The organism is Streptomyces sp. (assembly GCF_035644915.1).
Classification (GTDB): domain Bacteria; phylum Actinomycetota; class Actinomycetes; order Streptomycetales; family Streptomycetaceae; genus Streptomyces.
Window position 1 is genome coordinate 1 of sequence record NZ_DASQNP010000088.1, and the last position, 19,059, is coordinate 19,059.

Here is a 19,059-nt window from a genome sequence, read left to right on the forward strand (position 1 = left end):
GGTCCAGCGCCCACTCGACGTCCGCGAACACCTCGCCCAGGTCACCGGGGACCAGCAGCCAGTCACCGTCCGACCGGGGGCGGAGTCCCTCGACGATGCGCCTGTTCTCCTCGTAGCGGACGTGCAGGTCGCTGATGGCGAGCAGCCTTCCGGCTCCGGGAGACTCGGCGGCGGCCACCTCACCCTCTTTCCGCTCGGGCCTTCGGTCGGTTCTTCTCCGGTCCTTCACCCTGGCAGCGGCCACCCTGCCGGACAACCCCCTGCTCACCCCTAAGGCTTCGGGCCTCCAGGCCCCAGCGCGCACAGCCGCCGCGGCAGGGCCGACAGCCGGGAAGTAGGGGTTATACGGAGGCAGTGGGCCATGGTCCACTGGCGTGCACAGCCACCTGTCCGACAACCGGCTTCCCCGCGAACCGTCGGCACCGAGGAGGAGGCAGTCCGCCCATGCCCACGAACGAAGTGAACATCATCCTGCACGGAGGACCGGCCACCCAGCTACCGGAGCGGGAAAGGGTCCGGTACCTGCCGGACACCGCTTCCACGTTCAAGATGCTGAGCGGCAACCGCTACGCGCATTTCGAACCGACGACCGAGTTCGTCCGGCTCGACGACCGGGAACTGCAGGTGTTCTCCTGGACGCGCTACACCTACGTGGCCGAGTGAGGCCCGGTGGACCGGGTGCGACCCCGGACCGGGACGACGCCGGCCTCCCCCCGGCCCGGGAGGGAGGCGTCCGGCAGGTGCGTCAGATGTCGTTTCCGTCCCGGAACCGCAGGTCGGCCGGGAGCTGGTTACGGCCCTCGATCCGCAGCTTCCGGTAGACGCGCGTCAGGTGCTGCTCGACGGTGCTGACGGTTATGTGCAGCCGGGAGGAGATGTCCCGGTTGGTGTGTCCGCAGGCGGCCAGCACGGCCACCCGCTTCTCGGAGTCGCTGAGCCTGGTCTGCCAGCCGCCGTCCCACCGGCCGGCCCCGGCCTCCTTCCGGGCCGGCTTCCTCTCCCCTCCGGATTTCGGTTCCGTCCGGTCGCCTGACCGCAGACGTGCGCACAGTGGCTCGGCCCCGCACTCCTTGGCCAGTTGCCGGGCCCGGCTCGAGGCCGCCGCCGCCCGGCCGTCCTCACCCAACCGCCAGTAGCTCTCCGCCAGCGCGCCCAGCGCGTGGGCGAGCTGCAGCCGGTCTCCCGCACCCTGCAGCAGGGCCACCGCCCGGGCCAGCAGCGGCGGGCGCTTCCGGGCCTCCACCGTCGCGCTGAGCAGCCTCATCGAGATTCCCTGGATGCGGTCGTGACCCGCCGGGACGAGTGCCAGTTGCTCGTTGAGCATCTGCTCGGCCTCCGCCCTCTCGCCAAGCTGGAGCAGCACCTCCGCCGCCTCACTGCGCCAGGGCACCCAGTACGGCTGGTCTATGCCCCAGTCCCGTACCATGCGGCCCACGGTGAGGAAATCGTTCAACGCGCTGCTGAGCCGGTTGGTGACCAGGTTGTAGTGACCGCGGGCCCGCAGGTAGACCAGCCCGTACTCACTGCCGAACAGGCCGTCCGGGACGGGCTGGTCGAGCCAGCGCGCTCCGGTCTCGTAGTCGCCCATCTCGGTGAGGGCCGCCACCTGCATCGCGGCCAGTCCGCAGGCCAGCGTGCCCAGCTTCCGCTCGGGCAGGCGGTCGAGACCGAGCCGGCTGTACCTCTCCGCCTCCGGCAGGTCACCCGTCAGCAGGGCGAGTTCCGCCCGGATACCCGCGAACGCGGCGTACCAGCCCACCGCGCTCCGCCGTTCCGCCTCCCGGATGAAGGTCTCGACCCAGTGACGGGCCGACTCCGGTTTACCGGTGTAGACCAAGTGCCGGACCGCGTTGCTGATCGTCGTCAGCGTGGAATCGGTGAGCACGGACCGTTGGAGGAACTCCTCGGTCGCCGTGGTGCCGTCCTCCCCGTGCGGCGCGGTCCGGCTGTCCGGTCCCATGGCCGGGTTCCGCGTCCCCGGCGCGACCCCCGGCCACGGCGGGCAGAACTCCACCACCGCCGCCGCCCGGCCGACCGGCCCGTCAGGAACGTCGTTCCCCGGCTCCCGCAGTGCCGCGAGTGCCTCGCCGACCCCGTCGATCCGGCGGCACCCGGAGAGCAGGTCCGCCGTCACCGCGCACTGGTCGGGCGTCAGCTGTCCGGACCGCAGCATTCCCAGCAGCTCGTCGCCGGCCAGCTCGGCGGCGGACGGGTCGTTGCGCTGCCTCAGGACAGCGGCGCGGATGCGGATGTCGATCCGCAGGCGAGGGTCGTCGCAGAAGGCACGGGCCAGTTCCAGGTAACTGATCGCCAGCCGGTCACGGTCCTCCGCGAGGGCCTCCTCGGCCGCATCCCGCAGCACCCGCACCCCCCATGGGTCCTCGATGCGTCCGACCGCGGTGAGGTGAGGGGCGATCAGCGATGCCTCCGCGCCCTCCAGGTACAGCAGGCGGGCGGCCCGGCGGTGCAGTTCCAGCCGGCGTTCGGACGGCAGGCTCTCCAGGACCACGCTCCGTACGGCGGGATGTCGGAACCTCAGGTTCTTGACCACTCCGGCCGCCTGGAGCACGCGCAACCCCTGTACGGCCGAGAAGCGGGACAGCTCGCACAGCCGGGCCAGCAGTCCGGAGTCGGGCGCCTCGCTGAGGACGGCGAGCCCCTCGGCCACCGTCACGGCGAGCGGCCCGCTGCGGTCCAGACAGGTGAGCAAGGCGTGGGCCAGCGCACCGCCCGGCAGGCCGCCCACGCCGGGATCCAGCATGTCGGCTTCCCGGTCCGGTGCCGCTGCCATTGCACAGTCTTCCAGCAACGCCCGTAGAAGCAATGGGTTCCCGCCGGTAACACCGTAGAAGTGCTCCACCGTCGGTTCGTCCGGCACCAGCCGTGTGGCTTCGGACAGCAGCCCCGCCACCTGTACGCGCCCAAAACGTCTAACGCGCACACGCAGGAAGTTGGGTTTTCGGAGGAGTTCGGTCCGATAAGCGGGGGTGGAGCGACATGCCCGGAGAGTTTCCGTGAATACCGTCATCAACCGCATCGCACGGGAACGGCCGGTGATATACAGCAGATACTGCAGGGAGGGAATATCCGTGTGCTGGAGATCATCCACCCCGATCAGCATCAACCGGTCCTTGATGCTACTGTGCAGTACGGCACAGAACCGTTGCATTCGCACGGCGCGGGCCGCGGCAGCACGACCACTCAGGTCCGGGACGGCGCAGTCCCGTTCGTCCAAGATCTCCTGTAGATCCCGTCTCGTCTCCGCGGATAAGGACGGGCTGTCGACCAGTTGCTTCATCACCCCCAGCGGCAGGGTGGACTCCGAAGGCAGGGCGGTGGCCCGCAGCACTGCGGCACCCGACCCCGACAGGTGGATGGCGAGTGATTCGAGGAGTTCGCTCTTGCCGCATCCGGCAGCGCCCTCGATCACGACCGTACTCGCTTCGCCCGATGCACATCTGTCAAGTACGGAGCTAAGCCGGTCAAACTCCGCTTCATTACCTCTAGGCAACATCAAGTCGCTGGACTCCACGTTTCCCCCGATAGGCCACTTGGACCCCTGATAGCCCGTACACGCGAATCCCACAAGAACTGAAGCGGTTCAGAACCCGACCGCTTCGTCCGACTCACCAGAACCACCGGCAGACGGGCACCCGATGATGAAACCGCTGGACCTGCGCCCTTGTCAATGAGGCTTTTCCATCCTCACCCCGAGTTGCTCAAGTGAAGGGTGAGGGCGGCCCGAGCGGGGTTGGTGGTCCGATTGGCGAAACAGCACAGTTTCCGTCCTTGGGAGTGGCGACGGTCTGTCCGCCGGCGCGTGGGAGCGGTTGACGGCCTGCCGAGCCGCGGAGAGGCTGTCTCAGCGGCTGCGCCGGGAAGTACGGGCCGTGCCACCGGCACCCGACGGCCTTGTGCGGGATCAGTGCTCCGCCGCTCACCCGCACCCACGCCATCCGCCCCGAATCACACCTCCGGCCTGTAGCACCTGGATCCGGACCAGCAAGCGGAATTACTTGCTCCGCCCCTAGTCCCCGACTCGGGTCGGCGCCCTTTCCGACCGCTCGCCGGCCCGTCCGCGCGGCTGGTCGACGGCGCCGTCGAAGGTGAAACCGGAGGTACCGCCGTGCGGGATTCACGCCACCCGGGTCCCGTCCTCGGCCCGGACCGGAGCGGTCGGGCAGGCCAGGGAGGTGAGGACCGAGGCGCCGGGGCATGATCTCTCAGGTCTCGAAGCGGTAGCCCATGCCGGGTTCGGTGATGAAGTGGCGGGGGTGGGAGGGGTCGTTCTCCAGCTTGCGGCGGAGCTGGGCCAGGTAGACCCGCAGGTAGTTGGTCTCCTTCTCGTAGCCCGGGCCCCAGACCTCGCGCAGGAGCCGCTTCTGCTCCACCAGGCGGCCGCGGTTGCGGACCAGTACCTCCAGTACGTGCCATTCGGTGGGGGTGAGACGGATGTCGGCGCCGTTGCGGTTGACCTTCTTGGCGGTCAGGTCGACGGTGAAGGACTCGGTCTCGATGACGGCGAGGTCCTGGGTGTCGGAGGGAGCGGCTCGGCGGACGGCGGCTCGCAGCCGGGCGAGGAACTCGTCCATGCCGAAGGGCTTGGTGACGTAGTCGTCGGCGCCGGCGTCGAGGGCGTCGACCTTCTCGTCGGAGGCGTGGCGGGCGGAGAGCACGATGATGGGGGTGCGGGTCCAGCCGCGCAGGCCCCTGATGACGTCGATGCCGTCCATGTCGGGCAGGCCGAGGTCGAGGATGACGACATCGGGGCGGCGGTCGGCGGCGAGCCGGAGCGCGCTCGCGCCGTCGTGGGCGGCGTCGACGTGGTACCTGCGGGCGCGCAGATTGATGGTGAGGGCGCGGACGAGTTGCGGTTCGTCGTCCACGACGAGCACCCGCGGCACCGTCTCCCCTTCCGTCCCGTGCCGTGGGACGTCCGTCCGCGGTCCGCTCATGTGGTCACTTCCGCTGGGAGGTCGGGGCGGGCCAGGGGCCTGCCGGGGGCGGTTTTTAGGGTCAGCACCATGGTCAGGCCGCCGCCGGGGGTGTCCTCGGCGGTGAGCGTGCCGCCCATGGCCTCGGCGAAGCCGCGCGCCACGGCCAGACCGAGGCCGACGCCGGTGCCGCGGGGTGCGTCGCCGCGGCGCTGGAACGGCTCGAAGATCTCCTCCTTGGCGGTGTCGGGCACGCCCGGGCCCCGGTCGACGACGCGCAGCTCCACGCGGTCGCCCAGTGCGCTGGCGGTCAGCAGCACCCGCTCACCGCCGGGGCCGTACTTCACGGCGTTCTCGACCACGTTGGCGACGACCCGCTCCAGCAGCCCCTTGTCGGCGACGGCCATGGGCAGCGTCTCGGGGATGTCCAGCACCACGCTGTCCTCGGGCACGCCCTTGAGCGCCAGGGGCACCACCTCGTCCAGGGCGGTCTCACGCAGCAGGGGGACGACGGCGCCGGTCTGCAGCCGGCTCATGTCCAGCAGGTTGCCGACGAGATGGTCGAGCCGGTCGGCCCCCTCCTCGATGGCCGCGAGCAGTTCGGCCTCGTCCTGCTCCGACCAGGCGACGTCGTCGGAGCGCAGGGAGGACACCGACGCCTTGATGGCGGCCAGCGGGGTGCGCAGGTCGTGGGAGACGGCGGCGAGCAGGGCGGTGCGGATGCGGTTGCCCTCCTCCAGTCGGCGGGCCCGCTCGGCCTCGTCCACCAGGCGTCGGCGCTCCAGGACGACGGCGGCCTGCGCGGCGAAGGCGCCGAGCACGCGGCGGTCCTCGGCCGGCAGCACGCGGCCGCGCAGGGCCAGGGCGGTCCGGTCGCCGGCGGGGACGTCCACGTCCGCCTCGTCGGGGTGGGCCGCCGGGTTCGGCCCCACGCTGTCCACACGCGTCCACCGGCCACGGTCGCCGCCCCGTTCCAGCAGGGCCACGGAATCCATGCCGAACGTCTCGCGGACGCGCTCCAGGAGCGCTGGGAGGGCCGTCTCACCACGCAGCACGCTGCCCGCGAGGAAGCTCAGTATCTCGGCCTCCGCGCGCAGCCGCGCGGCCTGCTGGGTGCGGCGGGCGGCCAGGTCCACCACGGATGCCACCGAGATCCCCACCACCACGAAGACCACGATGGCCAGGATGTTCTGCGGCTCGTCGATGGTCCAGGTGTGCACCGGGGCGGCGAAGAAGTAGTTCAGCAGCAGGGAGCCGACGACGGCCGAGACGAGTGCGGGCAGGAGTCCGCCCAGCAGGGCGGCGGCCACCGTCAGGGACAGGAACAGCAGCATCCGGTCGGCGAACCCCAGCCCGGATGCCGAGGTGGCGAGGGCGGCGGTGAGCAGGGCGGGGCCCGCGGTGCCGGTGAGCCACCCGGCCATGGTGCGGGAGCGGCCCAGGCGCGCCCCGCGGGCCATGGGCAGTCCGCGCCCCTTGGCGGCGTGCTCGTGGGTGACGATGTGGACGTCCAGGTCGGGGCCGGACTCACGGGCGACGGTGGCGCCGATACCGGGGCCGAGGACGTACTGCCACGTCTTGCGGCGACTGGCGCCGAGGAGTATCTGGGTGGCGTTGACGCCGCGCGCGAACTCCAGGAGGGCGGTGGGGACGTCGTCGCCGATGACGGGGTGGAAGGTGCCGCCGAGGTCCTCGACCAGGGTGCGCTGGACGGCCAGCTCCTCCGGGGAGGCCGAGGTCAGACCGTCGCTGCGGGCGACGTAGACGGCGAGGATCTCGCTGCCGGACCCCTTGGCCGCGATCCGCGCGGCGCGGCGGATCAGGGTGCGGCCCTCCGGCCCGCCGCTCAGAGCGACCACGATGCGCTCGCGGGCCTGCCAGGTCGAGGAGATGCCGTGATCGGCGCGGTACCGCTGGAGGTACTCGTCGACGCGGTCGGCGGTCCACAGCAGCGCCAGCTCGCGCAGGGCGGTGAGGTTGCCGGGGCGGAAGTAGTTCGACAGCGCGGCGTCGATCCTGTCGGCGGAGTAGACGTTGCCGTGGGCCAGGCGCCGGCGCAGCGCCTCGGGGGACATGTCCACCAGCTCGATCTGATCGGCGCGGCGGACCACCTCGTCGGGGACGGTCTCCTGCTGGCGCACTCCGGTGATGGACTCCACGACGTCGCCGAGGGACTCCAGGTGCTGGATGTTGACGGTGGAGATGACGTTGATGCCCGCGTCGAGGAGTTCGTCGATGTCCTGCCACCGCTTGGCGTTGCGGGAGCCGGGGACGTTGGTGTGGGCCATGTCGTCGACGAGGGCCACGGCCGGTTCGCGGGCGAGGACTGCGTCGAGGTCCATCTCGGTGAGGACCTCCCCGCGGTGGACCACCTCGCGGCGCGGAACGATCTCCAGGCCGGGGAGCAGCGCCGCGGTGCGCGGACGGCCGTGGGACTCGACGAAGCCCACCACCACGTCGGTGCCGCGCTCCAGGCGGCGGTGCCCCTCGGAGAGCATGCTGTAGGTCTTGCCGACTCCGGGAGCCGCCCCGAGGTAGATGCGCAGTGTGCCGCGGGCCATGGCCCCATTGTCCGCCATGTCGATCACGAGGGGTGTCCGGCCTGGTCGGAAGCCCTGCTCGCGCGGGGCTCCGGCCGGTTCCGGGAGGTTCACCGCGGGCTCGCCGGGGAGGCCCCCGCCCGTCCGGGAGCCGGATTCACCGGGCTGTTCGAGGCCTCTCCGGGAGGAGCGGCGAGGACCGGACGGCGCAACGGCCCGGTGGCCACGACCGGGCCGGCGGCGCTCCCGGCACCCACGGCCTCGCCGTTCCCCCGGCGACGAGCGCCACCGGCGAGCACCGCGACGGTGACGGCGGCAGTGGCCGGACCGGCCATCGGGTTCCTTGTGCGTGTCCTCGGTCACCGGCGCCCGTCAACGGCGGGCACAGAGATCGAGAACACACCTCCCCGCACAGCGGTGCGCAGTCCCCTTTTGACACGGTTCCAACGCTCTGACGAGCGATTTTGACGAAATCCTAACGGCGGTCCGGCAGTGAGCAGGCACAACCCGGGCGCATACTCGATGACCGTTGCGACGCCGTGGGAGCGGTGAACCGCAGTGGCCGCAGCGACCGGCACACCGACGGACCACAGGGAAAGACCGATGGGAGTTACGAGGAACGTGAACGAGCCGGTGGTGCCGGAAGTGGTGGACAGCCCCGTTCTCCGGGCACAGCCGGGCGGCCCCCTGGCGCGGTGGCTGCTGCGTCACCGGGTGCAGCCGGTCGGGCCGGCGGCCGGTGAGGGGCACGCCGAGCCGCACGCCTGGTGGAAGGTGATGTGCCTGACCGGGGTGGACTACTTCTCCAGCCTGGCCTACGTGCCGGCGATCGCCGCGCTCGCGGCCGGGGCGGTCTCACCGCTGGCGACGTTCCTGATCGTGGCGCTGACCCTGCTGGGCATGCTGCCGATGTACCGGCGGGTGGCGAAGGAGAGCCCGCACGGGGCCGGGTCGGTGGCGATGCTGGAGGACCTGCTGCCGTTCTGGTGGGGCAAGCTGTTCGTGCTGGTCCTGCTCGGTTTCGTGGCCACCTCCTGGATCATCACGATCACCCTGTCCTCGGCGGACGCCGCCGTGCACATCGTGGAGAACCCCTACCTGCCCCACGTCCTGCACGGTCACGAGGTCGCCATCACGGTGGGGCTGCTGCTGGTGCTCGGCGGGGTGTTCCTGCTCGGGTTCAGCGAGGCGGTCGGCGTGGCCATTCCGCTCGTCGCCGTCTTCCTGGCGCTCAACGCGGTGACCATCGCCGTCGGCGTGGCCCACGTGGTCACCACACCGGAGGCGTGGTCGGCATGGACCGGGGCGCTCGCCGACGGTGGCGGCGGCCTCGGCCACCTGGTGGGACCGGCGCTGCTGGCCTTCCCGCTGCTGGTGCTGGGCCTGTCCGGTTTCGAGACCGGGGTGAGCATGATGCCGCTGGTGGCCGCCGACGGCGCCGACGACGAGCGGCGGCTGCGCTCCCGCATCCGCAACACCCGCCGGCTGCTGACCTCCGCCGCGGTCATCATGAGCGGCTACCTGCTGGCCGCGAGCTTCGTCACCACCGTGCTGATCCCGGAAGAGGAGTTCGAGCCCGGCGGGGACGCCAACGGGCGGGCCCTGGCCTGGCTGGCCCACGAACACGTCGGGGAGGCGTTCGGCACCGTCTACGACGTCAGCACCATTCTGATCCTGTGGTTCGCCGGCGCGTCGGCGATGGCGGGGCTGGTCAACATCGTCCCCCGGTACCTGCCCGACTACGGCATGGCCCCCGAGTGGGGACGCGCGGTACGTCCGGTGGTGCTGGTCTACACCGCCATCTGCGTGGTCATCACCATCGCGTTCGACGCCGATGTCAATGCCCAGGCCGGCGCCTACGCCACCGGCATCCTGGCCATGATGGTCTCCGGTGCCTTCGCCGTCACCGTCTCCACCGCCCGCCGCCGGCGGCGCCCGGCCTCCGTCGGTTTCGGGCTGCTCACCGCGGTGCTGCTCTACGCCCTGGTCGCCAACATCGTCGACAAGCCCGACGGCATCGCCATCTCCGGGATGTTCATCGCCGGCATCATCACCGTCTCCCTGATCTCCCGGATCTCGCGCACCACCGAGCTGCGCGCCGACCGCATCGTTTTCGACCCGGCCGCCCGCCGGTTCATCGCCGACACCCTCGCCCACGACAACGCCATCAACATCATCGCCAACCGCCGCCAGGCCGGCGACGGTGCCGAGTACGCCGACAAGGAACGCGAACAGCGCGGCACCAATCCCGTCCCCGGCCCCGCCGACGTGCTGTTCCTGGAGATCGACGTGGTCGATCCCTCCGACTTCAGCGACACCCTCACCGTGCACGGCGTCGAGGTCGACGGTCACCGGATCCTGCGTGCCCAGGCTCCCGCGGCCCCGAACGCCATCGCCGCGATCCTCCTCGCCCTGCGCAACACCACCGGCGTCCGTCCGCACTGCTACTTCGCCTGGGCCGAGGGCAGCCCCCTGAAACACATGTTCCGCTACTTCCTCCTCGGCCGCGGCGACACCGCCCCGGTCACCCGCGAGATCATCCGCAGGCACGAACCCGATCCCGACCGCCGCCCCGGCATCCACGTCGGCGGCTGACACACCCGCGCGAGCCGCTGCGCGGTGGAGCCGGGCGACACCGGCGCCCGTCCGAACCGCTCCGCCTCTCACCCGACGGCCGAAAGGCCGCGGAAGCGACGCGGGGCGCCCGCGGGGCGGGGCCGGGTGGCCGCGTGGGTCGTCAAAACGGCATCAGGATTTGCCTCCGGTCCTCGCAGCGGGGAGGCCGGGCGGGAATCCTTGTCCCCATGGCATCCACCTTGCGTCCCGACCGGCCCGTACGACGGACCGTGCTCGCGCTCGCGGCCTGCGCGCCGGTCCTGATCGTCGCGGGAGCGATCGTCGGTTCGTCATGGCTGCTCGGCATCGGCGCCTGGGTTCTGATCGTCGCCGTCGTGATCGAGTTCGCCTACCGGCCCTGAGCGGAGAGGGGACCGGCCGCCCACGGTGACGATGCGCTGGACGTCATCGCCCGCGCCGGTGGCCTCGGCGGAGACCTCGGGCGGAGAGCCGGGGGTGCGGTGCGGGTGATCCCCTGAAGAACGTCGCTCCCGCGCCCCGGGCCGGGTACGTCAAGGGGTGCCCGGCACGACCGCCGGGCGGTGCGGCGGTGGCCGGCGCGCCCTGTCGTCCTCGGCCTGCCCCACCGCGGCGGCACCGGCCCGGCGGGCCGGCCGCACGTCAGGAGCGTCGCTGCGCGGCAGCCCGGTAGGCGGTGGGTGTCATGCCCGTCGCGTTGCGGAAGGCGCGGGTGAAGTCGGCGGGCCGCGGGCAGCCCCAGCGGGCGCCGATCACGCTGACGGGTGTGGAGCGGAGGAGGGGGTCAGCGAGGTCCCTGCGGCAGCGGGACATCCGTTCGCGCCGGATGACATCGCTCACGGTGCTTCCGTGCGCCTGGAACATGCGGTGCAGGGAGCGCGTGGAGATGCAGTGCGCTTCGGCCACAGCGGCCGGTGTGAGGTCGGGGTCGCGCAGGTTGCGGGCGATGAACGCCAGGACCTCGTGGTACAGGGCTTCCATCCGGGACCGCGGTGGCAGCGCGGATGTCTGTTCGGCGTGGCGGGCGATGACCGCCGCCGCGAGGTCCACGACCGTTGCGCCGAGCCTGCTGCGGTCTCCGTCGGTGAGCTCCGCTTCCGGGCCGGCCAGCGTGCTCAGCGTCTGGCGGAAGACGTGACCTATGCCCGCCGTGCCCTTCAGGGCCGTTCCGCACAGCGGGGCGACCACCTTGTCCGGAAGCGGCATCAGGTGCCTGGGGAATTGCAGCAGCAGGGAGCCGGCCCCCTCCGGGCTCGCTCCGATGGACGCCTCGAAGGGGCGGGAGCTGTCGTACAGGACGATCTCGCCGGGCCGCAACGACGCGCTGCGTCCGGCCTGGTTCATGTTCTGCCGCCCCGAGGTGATCAGGCCGAGCTGGTACAGCTCCGGATCCGACTGCCGGATGAGCCGCGGCGACCGGTAGCTGACCAGGGAGGCGTACTCGATCGCCGACACCTGGGCCGCCCCCAGCTCCATGGCGCGTATGCGGGCCCCGAAGCGCTCGGGCTCGGGGAACGTGAAACGCGTGGTCACCAACGCCAGCGCCGTGGTCTCCTCCCACGCGGCCGTCCTTTCGGCCGGCGGCAGGGAAGCGGTGTCCAGCACTGTCGTCATCATGGAAATCCCCCGGTAGCGTCCGTGCCGTTCACGGTCGCGCAGCAGTGTGGGTCTGCAGGAGCCACAGGGGAAGCGTCATATGCGCCAATCGCACTGCTTCGGCATCGTGCGGCGCGGACGATCTGCGGTACGGCCGCCCCGGGACGGGGGGATGAGCCGACGACCTGCGGCGCCGGGCCGACTGCCGCGATGGGGCGTCCGGGGCGCGCCCCGGACGGGGGCCGATCACGTCTCCAGCCGTTCGTCGGGGGGCACGGTCTTGCTCCGGTCCGGTGGGAGGGATCGTCACCTCGCCCGTGGCGGCCAAGGCCGGAGGCTCGGGCACCGTTCCACGTGCCGGAGACAGGCACCGGTGTTCCTCGGCGGGGGCCCGTCCTGATCGTGGGGCCCATGCCTGCGGGTACGGCGGGAGGCGGGCCTCTGGACATCCGCCTCCGGTCCTGTCCGATGCATCGCGAGCGGGTCCGGAGCCGGGAGCGTTGTGATGCCGCGGAAGCACGGGGACGCGGTTGGCCGTGGTGTGTCCCGGGCGCTTGAATGCCGGGGTGATGGACTGGACGCAGGTGTACGCCTCCCACGGGACCGCCGAGCGGATACCCGAGCTTCTCGACCGGGCGGAACGCGGAGGCGGGGAGAGGGTGTGGGAGGAGCTGTGGGACCGGCTGTGCCTCTACGGCGAGACCGTGTCCTCCGCGAGCTTCGCCGCCCTGCCGCGCCTGGTGGAACTCGCCCGGACCAGTCCGCAGGCGCTGGAGCTGGCCGGGGCGATCCTGCGCGGTGCCCCGCGGGACCACGGCGGCGAACTGCTCGCCGGCTGCGCCGAGGCGATCGCGGAGCTGCGGGAGCTGCTGGACCGGCGCCTGCGCACGCGGCCGGAGAACTGGCTCCGGGCCTTCCGTGATCTCCTCGCGGCCGAAGGGCAGTACCACTGGAGTGCCGTCCTGGAGGACTTCACGGACGACTTCTACCACCTGCCCTGCCCGCACTGCGCCGTGGAGGTGACCGTCGCCATCGGCGGACACGGGTGCTACTCGGCGATCCGGGACTGGGACTTGGGCGATGTGGACCGGCGCCCCCTACGGCCGACCTCCCCGGCGGACCTTCGCGGGACGGGGCGATGGATGTACGACACCGCCGTCCGCGACGGACAGGACAGGATCGCCGACGGGATCACCCACCTCTTCGGCCGGGCGGAGTGCCCGCGCTGCGCCGCGGTGTTCACCGTCGCCGACGAGTACACGGCCGCCAACCTCCCCACCCTGTGCTGAGGAACGGTGGCCCCGGTGGGGCACTGGCCGCAGCCGCGCGACGGGTGGGCGTCACCGGTGGCCGGCGCCGCAGGACGGCGCCGTCCAGACCGCGACACCCCTGCCCCGCGGTGGAAGGCAGCACCGACCTCCGTGGTGGGGAAGGGGCACGAGCGGCGGAAGACACGACCGGGGCGCCGGATTCCGTCCCGGGTGGGAGGAGCTGCGGGACCGGCGATGCCTGCGCGGTGAGACCGCATCCTCCATGAGCCTCGCCGCCCTGCCGTGATCAGTTGGGGTACGGAGCCGGGCTACGGACCGCCACGCTCGACCAGTGAGCCGTCCGGCCCCATCGTGAAGAAGCGCGGTGGGCCCATGGCTTCCATGGCCCGCCGCAGCTCCGCTTCCCTCTGTGCGGGGTCGGGTCCGTTGGGATCCCGCAGACGGAATCCGTGGAGTCGGATGCCGGCCGCGTCGACGTCATCGGGGTCGTGGCGGCCCTCCTGGACGAACCCGCAGAGCGCGCGCAGCGCGTCTTCGCCGAGCTCCAAGGGGTGGAAGGGCAGGGCGTACGGCTCCTCCTCCTCACCGGGCCAGGGGATGACGTCGGCGGGGCGGTCTCCGGCCCAGTAGGGGCGTTCGAACGGCAGTGGTTCGCCGATGTTCTCGATGATGCCGCTGTCCGGCGACAGGCTCAGGGAGCGGACAAGTCGGCCGTCTTCCCAGACGGCGAACGCGAGCCAGTCGACCACGCTGTGCATGGCGTGCAGGACGAGCCGCCGACCGGCGCTCGCCTCGATCAGACGTCCTGGGAGCTGCGACGGGAAGTCGACCATCACCTCCTGATCGCAGACGACCTCCACGCCCGGCCAGCCGGCCGCGTAGGCCGTCCCCTGTGGGGGGTACACACCGTCCCACAGGTTCGATCCCTCGCTCTCCTCGATCTCCCAGCCCGGATAGAGGCGCCGCATCATGGCGGACGTCCGCGCCGGGTCCGCCCTCCCCACCTGTCGCAGCAGGCTCGGTGCGTCGCCGTCGGCGTATACGAGCAGTCCTGTCTTGGCCCCCAAGGCCCCTCCCCCGAGCGTCATGTTCGATGGTCACCGCACCATAGCCGTCGCCACTGACATCGGAGGTGGCCCGATCGAGCCCGATCGGAGTGGGCGCGCTGAGCCGTCACCGGGCCGTCCGAGGCAGCTCGTCACCACCCGCCGCCGGCCGACGGCGACCGCTCGCCTGCGTCCCCGCGACAACTCGGCCGGCCGAACGCACCCGGCGCGCCTGCCGGTTTGCCACCTCATGCGCAAGGCGTGGTACGGCTCACGGGTCACAGGCGGAAGGCGTTGGCCTTCGGCCGGGCCGGGTCATCACGGCCGCCTCCCGCCAGCCGGCGGTGCCGCGGAAGTCCCGCGCCGGAGTGAAGAGTTCGGCAAGATGCGTGCGCGGATCTCCGGTGATCGCGGAGAAGCCGCCGGCCTCGCGGTGTGCGGGGGAGGCTCCGGCAAAGGAGGCTGGTGTCCATGGCGGCGAATGCGCGCGGCACTTCGGTCACTGCCGCGGGAGCCGGGAGAGCGGGGAGAGGCATTGAGGCCGCCGTAGATCTTCGGGATGGCCGGGGAAAGCGATCCGATCATGGGGTTCCGGCGATGCCACTCGTCGGGCGTATGCGCCGGTAGGACGCGGTGCTCAGAGGCACTGGTGCGGATCGCCGTGTCAGCGACATGCGATACGGGCCTGCGCGCAGGTCCCGGCTCGGTCCGGAACCGTCGGCCCTGAGCACGGAGAAGGCCCCGCCCCGGACGGTGTCCGGGGCGGGGCCTTTCGTCGAGCGCCGGGCAGGCCTTGCACCTGCATCTCCCCGCAGGAAGCGGGGCGTCTTTCCTTGGACCACCAACGCGCGGCACACCACCCGTGGTTCGGTGGCGCGTCCGAGGTTCACTCTACCCCAACTCCCGTTGGTGGCGCACCCGGTGGGGAACGATGGCCGGAGCGGCGCCGTGAGCGGTGACCGGCTGCTCCCACCGGGTGCCCTCGTCCGCGGTCGCGTACGGCGAGGATCGCCAAGCGGACGTCACGCCGTCGCGCTGCTGCGCGCGGTCGCCCGGTCGGCAGGTGGAGGCGGCGACGGCCGGAATTCAGGAGACGCGCTTGAGCGTCCACGCGTTGGGGTTGAAGCTGGGCACGGCGGAGTACCGGCAACTGCTGCTGTAGTAGCTGCTGCCGGTCTGGACCCACCCCGCAGGCGGGTAGGTGGAGGCGCACGCGTTGACGGTCGTACCCACGGGCAGCCCCGTGAGCTGCTTGATCTGCTTGATGTTGGGGGCGCTGCCCGAGCCGCACGTCAGGCTCGTTCCCCAACTCACGTCGACCCAGCCGGTGGGGGTGAGCGTACTGGCGCAGACGGTCTGGACCTCGCCGGGCGCCGCGTGTGCCGGGGGCGTGGCGGCCGCGAGCCAGAGGGCGGGACCGACGAGGACCAGCGCCGCAGCGCGCTTGCGTATCACCGGTGTCTCCTCCTGAGGGAAGGAACGTGCTGCTTCGGGAAGCCCCGCATCGGTGCGACGCGGGACCTCACCACCCAAGCGCCGGAAGCCTCCCCTCAGGAGGTCTTTTCCGGTCACACCGGCTGTACCCGCCACGGTCCGGGCCGAGCGCTTCAGCCCATCACCGCCCCAACGCCGCGGGATCCGCCGTATCGATTGTCAACTGCCCCCGTTTCAGGGCCATTCGAGAGCTCGGAGCGATTGCCGCAGCAAGCAGCGGAACGGACCGGACCTCGCTGCCTCGGGTACGGAAGCCCCCGGACGGCACCAGGGGCCGACTCGTCGACCCCGCGGTGAGAGACAGCCCCGAGGGGGCGAAGGGGAGACGTCGAGCCCGCCCGACGAGCGGGGCAGTATCCCGGAGCCGCACCTCGGCGGCCCGTCGTACGCCTGCCTGACCGCGCTGCCCACCGACCCCGACGCGCTGCTGCACCTCGATCCACAAGGAGATCAAGGGCCGGGGCGGCAGCTCCGAACAGCAGGCCCTCACCACCATCGGCATCCGTTCGGCGAGAGCTACCCGCCGGCCGAGCTGTCCTCGGCGCTGTCCAAGGCGGCGGCGAAGATCCCCGGAGTCGTCGTCGGGGACGCCGTGGACGCGGTCGGCCGACGCAGGGTGGCAGCGGCCGGCCGGACGAGACCAGCGGCCGGCACGAGGAGTGGACCATCGACAGAAAGACCTGCGTTTTCCTCGGCGAACGCATCGTCCAGGTGAACCGGGCGGAGGGCGAGGACGGCCTGATCGAGCCCGGTACGGTGACCTTGACCGGTGTCGTCATCGAGCGGGCCGTCATCGGCGGCATCAAGCAGAATCCCGGACAGGCCGACCGACCTCCCCCGGCCGCGTGGGGCCGTGGCCGTGCCTGTACGACGAGCGGACCCGCGTCGGGCACACCTCGCAGCACCTGTCGAAGCGTCCGGGAGGCGGTGGCCGATCGCCGGGCTCGGGGGCATTCGCAAGGAGACGACGTCACTCCCGCGTCCGCCGAGCCTGGGTGCCGCGCCCACCGGGGCGGAAGATCCGGTCCAGGTGGTACTCGAGGATCCCGGCGGCGGACTCCGGGCTGCGCTGGCCGACGAGGACGCTGGTGCCGAGCCCCGCGGACATGGCCAGCAGGCTGACCGCCTCCGACCGGGCGTCCACGCCGGGCCGCAGGAGACCGGCCTCCTGTGCCTGCCGGAGGAGGCCGGCCAGGACGGCCTCGGCGGCATCGGGGTCCTTGATGAAGGGCTGGGCCGCGAGCGTCCGGTCGTTGACGGCCAGAACGGCGTACGAGGTGTAGAGGTGGTGGAAGGTGCGGCTCTCCTCGTCGGTCGGCAGGGCCGCCATCAGCAGTGCCTCGATCACCGCGCGCGGTTCCGGGGCGTCCCCGGCGGCCCGGACCCTGGCGGCGACCCGCTCCCCGAACTTCTCGGTCAGGTGCCGCAGTCCGAAGAGCAGCAACTTCTCCTTGGTCTCGAAGTAGTACTGCACCAGCCGGAGCGACACCCCCGCCTCGGCCGCCACGTCGCGCATGCCCACGGCGTGCAGCCCGCGCCGCCCGGCGACCCGGACGAGTGCCTCGGCGATCTCGGTCCGCCGCTCTGCGTGATCCACGCGCTTGGGCATCGTCCGGCTCTCCGCTCGTCGTCGATGCTGACAGGGGTTCTGCCCACCCCCTTTCATGATACAGCCGTACCACCATCGTGGTACGGTCGTATCACGAAGACCGACCGTCCCGGAGGTGGCCGTGCCCAGGACCGCTGCAGCCCGTACCCGAGCCGATGTCGGCCGCTATGTGAGCGACGCCTGGCGCGACCGCTACTTCGCGGCCTGCGACGCGGTCTACGCGCTGGGCGCGCCCGCGCTGGGGGAGGAGGACGTGGAGACCTCCTTCGGCACCACGCACGTCTACCGCTACGGCCCCGCGGACCCGGCCGCCCGACGCCGCACCCCCGTCGTCCTGGTGCACGGAGCGGGCTCCTGCTCCGCCATGTGGTATCCGAACACCCCCGCTCTCAGCGCCGAGCGCCCCGTCTACGCGATCGACACCCCGGGCGACCCCGGCCGCAGCCTGCAGCGCGAACCCATCCACCAGCCCGAACGCGCCGCGCAGTGGCTGGACGAGACGCTCGCCGGGCTCGGGCTCGACCGTGTGCACCTCGTCGGTTCGTCGTACGGCGGGTGGCTCGCCCTGAACCAGGCGCACCACAGGCCCGAGCGCCTCGCCTCGGTCACACTGCTCGACCCCGGCGGCCTGGAGAAGGTGGGGCTGCGCTTCTTCGCCTGGATCTTCGCCAGTTTCTTCGCGACCTTCGCTCCGAAGGCGGTGCGGCTGCGGATGGCGGCCTGGCTGGAGCAGCCGGTGCTCGTCGTGCCGGAACTCCGCACCATGATCAGGATCGGCGTCCGCGCCTACCGCATACGCCGCCCGGCGCCGCTCCCCCTCTCCGACGCCGAGCTGTCCAGCATCCGCACCCCGCTCTACCTGGTGCTCGGCAAGCGCAGCCTTCTCGTGCACCCGCAGCGGCAAGCGGAGCGCATTCCCCGCCTGATACCGGGCGCCCGGGCCGACATCATGTCGAACACCGGCCACGGACCGCAGATCGACCACGCCGAGGAGATCAACCGTCGGATGCTGAGCTTCATGGACTCCACCGACCTCATGGGCTCCGCCGACCGATGACCGACCGAGCCGGTGGACCAGCCCCACCCACCCTCCCGGCTCCTGATCCCCTCCACCGCGAGCGCTGGGTTCCCGGGCCGGTGCCCACGTCGATGCCGTCCCGGCAGGGCTTCCGGTGCCGTCACAGATCGTGGGCAGAGCCACCCTGCCTGCTCGTAGTCTTCCGCGATGTGCTTGGGCGGGCACAGGCGATCAATGGGCTCCTGCCCCGCCTCACCACCACGTTCGCGGCCGATGGCACGCCGCCGCACTCGGCCGGCTCGGACCGTGCACGCGGCGCACGCCGCTGCGCCGTGCCCGGTTCCCGGTGTGCTTCTTCAGCGTTCGGCGCTTTCGACGGCGGTCTTGATGCCGTGCAGCGTTTCCCGCAGGCCATGATCGACCTGGGCGCCTTCCGTGTCCTCGGTGTGCAGCTCGACCGTGAGGCGGGAGGTGCCGCGACTGTCACCGGCCGTGACGTGCAGCCGGCCGTGGTAGTCGCGGGGCCCGGGCGCGCCCCACTCCAGGCTCCTTCCCTCCTCGACGACGCGGATCCAAGCCTCGCTGGTGACGTCCTGTTCGGGAGCGCCTTCGGGCGCGATGTGGGCGGTGACGGTGACGCGGTCACCGTCGTGGGGGCGCGCGGAGGTCATCCGCGGCAGGTAGGCGGGCAGGTTCTGCACGTCGGAGAGGTAGGCGAAGAGCCGGTCGGGAGGAACCGCCACTGTGATCGAGTTGTCGTAGTCACCCATGGTCCCCGCTGTCCCCCGGCCGCCGGGGACACAAAACGGAATCCGAGTCCCATCGCTCCCATGGACGACACGAGAAGCGGCTTGGCGGACCGTGGGACGCCGGGTGGAACGGGCTGTTCCAAGGAGGGCGCACCATCCCTGGACCACGCCCCGGTACGGCCCCGCCAGAGCGGGCAGGCGTGATCA

Annotated in this window: 14 protein-coding genes and 1 pseudogene; 5 read left to right on the forward strand and 10 right to left on the reverse strand. The window is 71.6% G+C overall.

The genetic code is table 11. From position 1 onward, the window contains the following. On the reverse strand, positions 1 to 178 hold a 178-nt coding region (locus tag VE546_RS10995; RefSeq protein ID WP_324921121.1), incomplete at its 3' end, for a metallophosphoesterase. A 266-nt stretch (positions 179 to 444) separates the two neighbouring features. On the opposite strand from VE546_RS10995, the gene VE546_RS11000 reads away from it, so the two are divergent. Continuing rightward, positions 445 to 663, forward strand: coding sequence for a DUF5988 family protein (locus VE546_RS11000; protein WP_324921096.1), 219 nt, complete (start codon positions 445 to 447; stop codon positions 661 to 663). Between the two features lie 82 nt (positions 664 to 745). Here VE546_RS11000 and VE546_RS11005 read toward each other — a convergent pair whose 3' ends face one another. The 4 genes and pseudogenes from VE546_RS11005 to VE546_RS11015 form a co-directional block, all read right to left on the reverse strand. Then, entirely contained in the window at positions 746 to 2,791 is a 2,046-nt protein-coding gene (locus tag VE546_RS11005; RefSeq protein WP_324921098.1) for a helix-turn-helix transcriptional regulator, read from the reverse strand. 267 nt (positions 2,792 to 3,058) lie between these two features. Then, positions 3,059 to 3,514 (reverse strand): annotated as a pseudogene (locus tag VE546_RS27960) (ATP-binding protein); the annotation flags it as partial. Positions 3,515 to 4,223: 709 nt separating this feature from the next. Further along, the gene (locus VE546_RS11010) at positions 4,224 to 4,904 is read right to left on the reverse strand and encodes a response regulator (RefSeq protein WP_324921123.1); all 681 of its coding nucleotides are present in this window, start codon (positions 4,902 to 4,904) and stop codon (positions 4,224 to 4,226) included. 47 nt (positions 4,905 to 4,951) lie between these two features. Then, a complete protein-coding gene (locus VE546_RS11015; RefSeq protein WP_324921100.1) occupies positions 4,952 to 7,495 on the reverse strand; it encodes an ATP-binding protein in 2,544 nt (847 codons plus the stop codon). Between the two features lie 582 nt (positions 7,496 to 8,077). Here VE546_RS11015 and VE546_RS11020 point away from each other — a divergent pair. Continuing rightward, positions 8,078 to 10,069, forward strand: coding sequence for an amino acid transporter (locus VE546_RS11020; RefSeq protein WP_324921102.1), 1,992 nt, complete (start codon positions 8,078 to 8,080; stop codon positions 10,067 to 10,069). Between the two features lie 209 nt (positions 10,070 to 10,278). Continuing rightward, positions 10,279 to 10,452, forward strand: a complete 174-nt coding sequence (locus VE546_RS11025; protein WP_324921104.1) for a hypothetical protein — start codon at positions 10,279 to 10,281, stop codon at positions 10,450 to 10,452. A gap of 259 nt (positions 10,453 to 10,711) precedes the next feature. Here VE546_RS11025 and VE546_RS11030 read toward each other — a convergent pair whose 3' ends face one another. After that, the gene (locus VE546_RS11030) at positions 10,712 to 11,686 is read right to left on the reverse strand and encodes a helix-turn-helix domain-containing protein (RefSeq protein WP_324921107.1); all 975 of its coding nucleotides are present in this window, start codon (positions 11,684 to 11,686) and stop codon (positions 10,712 to 10,714) included. A 548-nt stretch (positions 11,687 to 12,234) separates the two neighbouring features. Between VE546_RS11030 and VE546_RS11035 the strand changes: the two genes are divergently transcribed. Then, a complete protein-coding gene (locus tag VE546_RS11035) occupies positions 12,235 to 12,954 on the forward strand; it encodes a hypothetical protein (protein WP_324921109.1) in 720 nt (239 codons plus the stop codon). A 290-nt stretch (positions 12,955 to 13,244) separates the two neighbouring features. On the opposite strand, the gene VE546_RS11040 is transcribed toward VE546_RS11035, so the two are convergent. The 3 genes from VE546_RS11040 to VE546_RS11050 all read right to left on the reverse strand — a co-directional run bounded on the left by VE546_RS11040 (position 13,245) and on the right by VE546_RS11050 (position 17,085). Then, complete coding sequence (locus VE546_RS11040; protein ID WP_324921111.1) at positions 13,245 to 14,003, reverse strand: DUF6928 family protein; 759 nt, start codon at positions 14,001 to 14,003, stop codon at positions 13,245 to 13,247. A 1,065-nt stretch (positions 14,004 to 15,068) separates the two neighbouring features. Continuing rightward, positions 15,069 to 15,437: a hypothetical protein gene (locus tag VE546_RS11045; RefSeq protein ID WP_324921113.1), complete on the reverse strand. Its 369-nt coding sequence runs from the start codon at positions 15,435 to 15,437 to the stop codon at positions 15,069 to 15,071. Between the two features lie 1,009 nt (positions 15,438 to 16,446). Continuing rightward, positions 16,447 to 17,085: a TetR/AcrR family transcriptional regulator gene (locus tag VE546_RS11050; protein ID WP_324921115.1), complete on the reverse strand. Its 639-nt coding sequence runs from the start codon at positions 17,083 to 17,085 to the stop codon at positions 16,447 to 16,449. Positions 17,086 to 17,206: 121 nt separating this feature from the next. Between VE546_RS11050 and VE546_RS11055 the strand changes: the two genes are divergently transcribed. Beyond that, positions 17,207 to 18,142 (forward strand): alpha/beta fold hydrolase, encoded by a 936-nt coding sequence (locus VE546_RS11055; protein ID WP_414720446.1) that lies wholly within the window; start codon positions 17,207 to 17,209, stop codon positions 18,140 to 18,142. A gap of 317 nt (positions 18,143 to 18,459) precedes the next feature. On the opposite strand, the gene VE546_RS11060 is transcribed toward VE546_RS11055, so the two are convergent. Continuing rightward, positions 18,460 to 18,873 (reverse strand): SRPBCC family protein, encoded by a 414-nt coding sequence (locus VE546_RS11060; RefSeq protein WP_324921119.1) that lies wholly within the window; start codon positions 18,871 to 18,873, stop codon positions 18,460 to 18,462. Between the last annotated feature and the right edge of the window lie 186 nt (positions 18,874 to 19,059).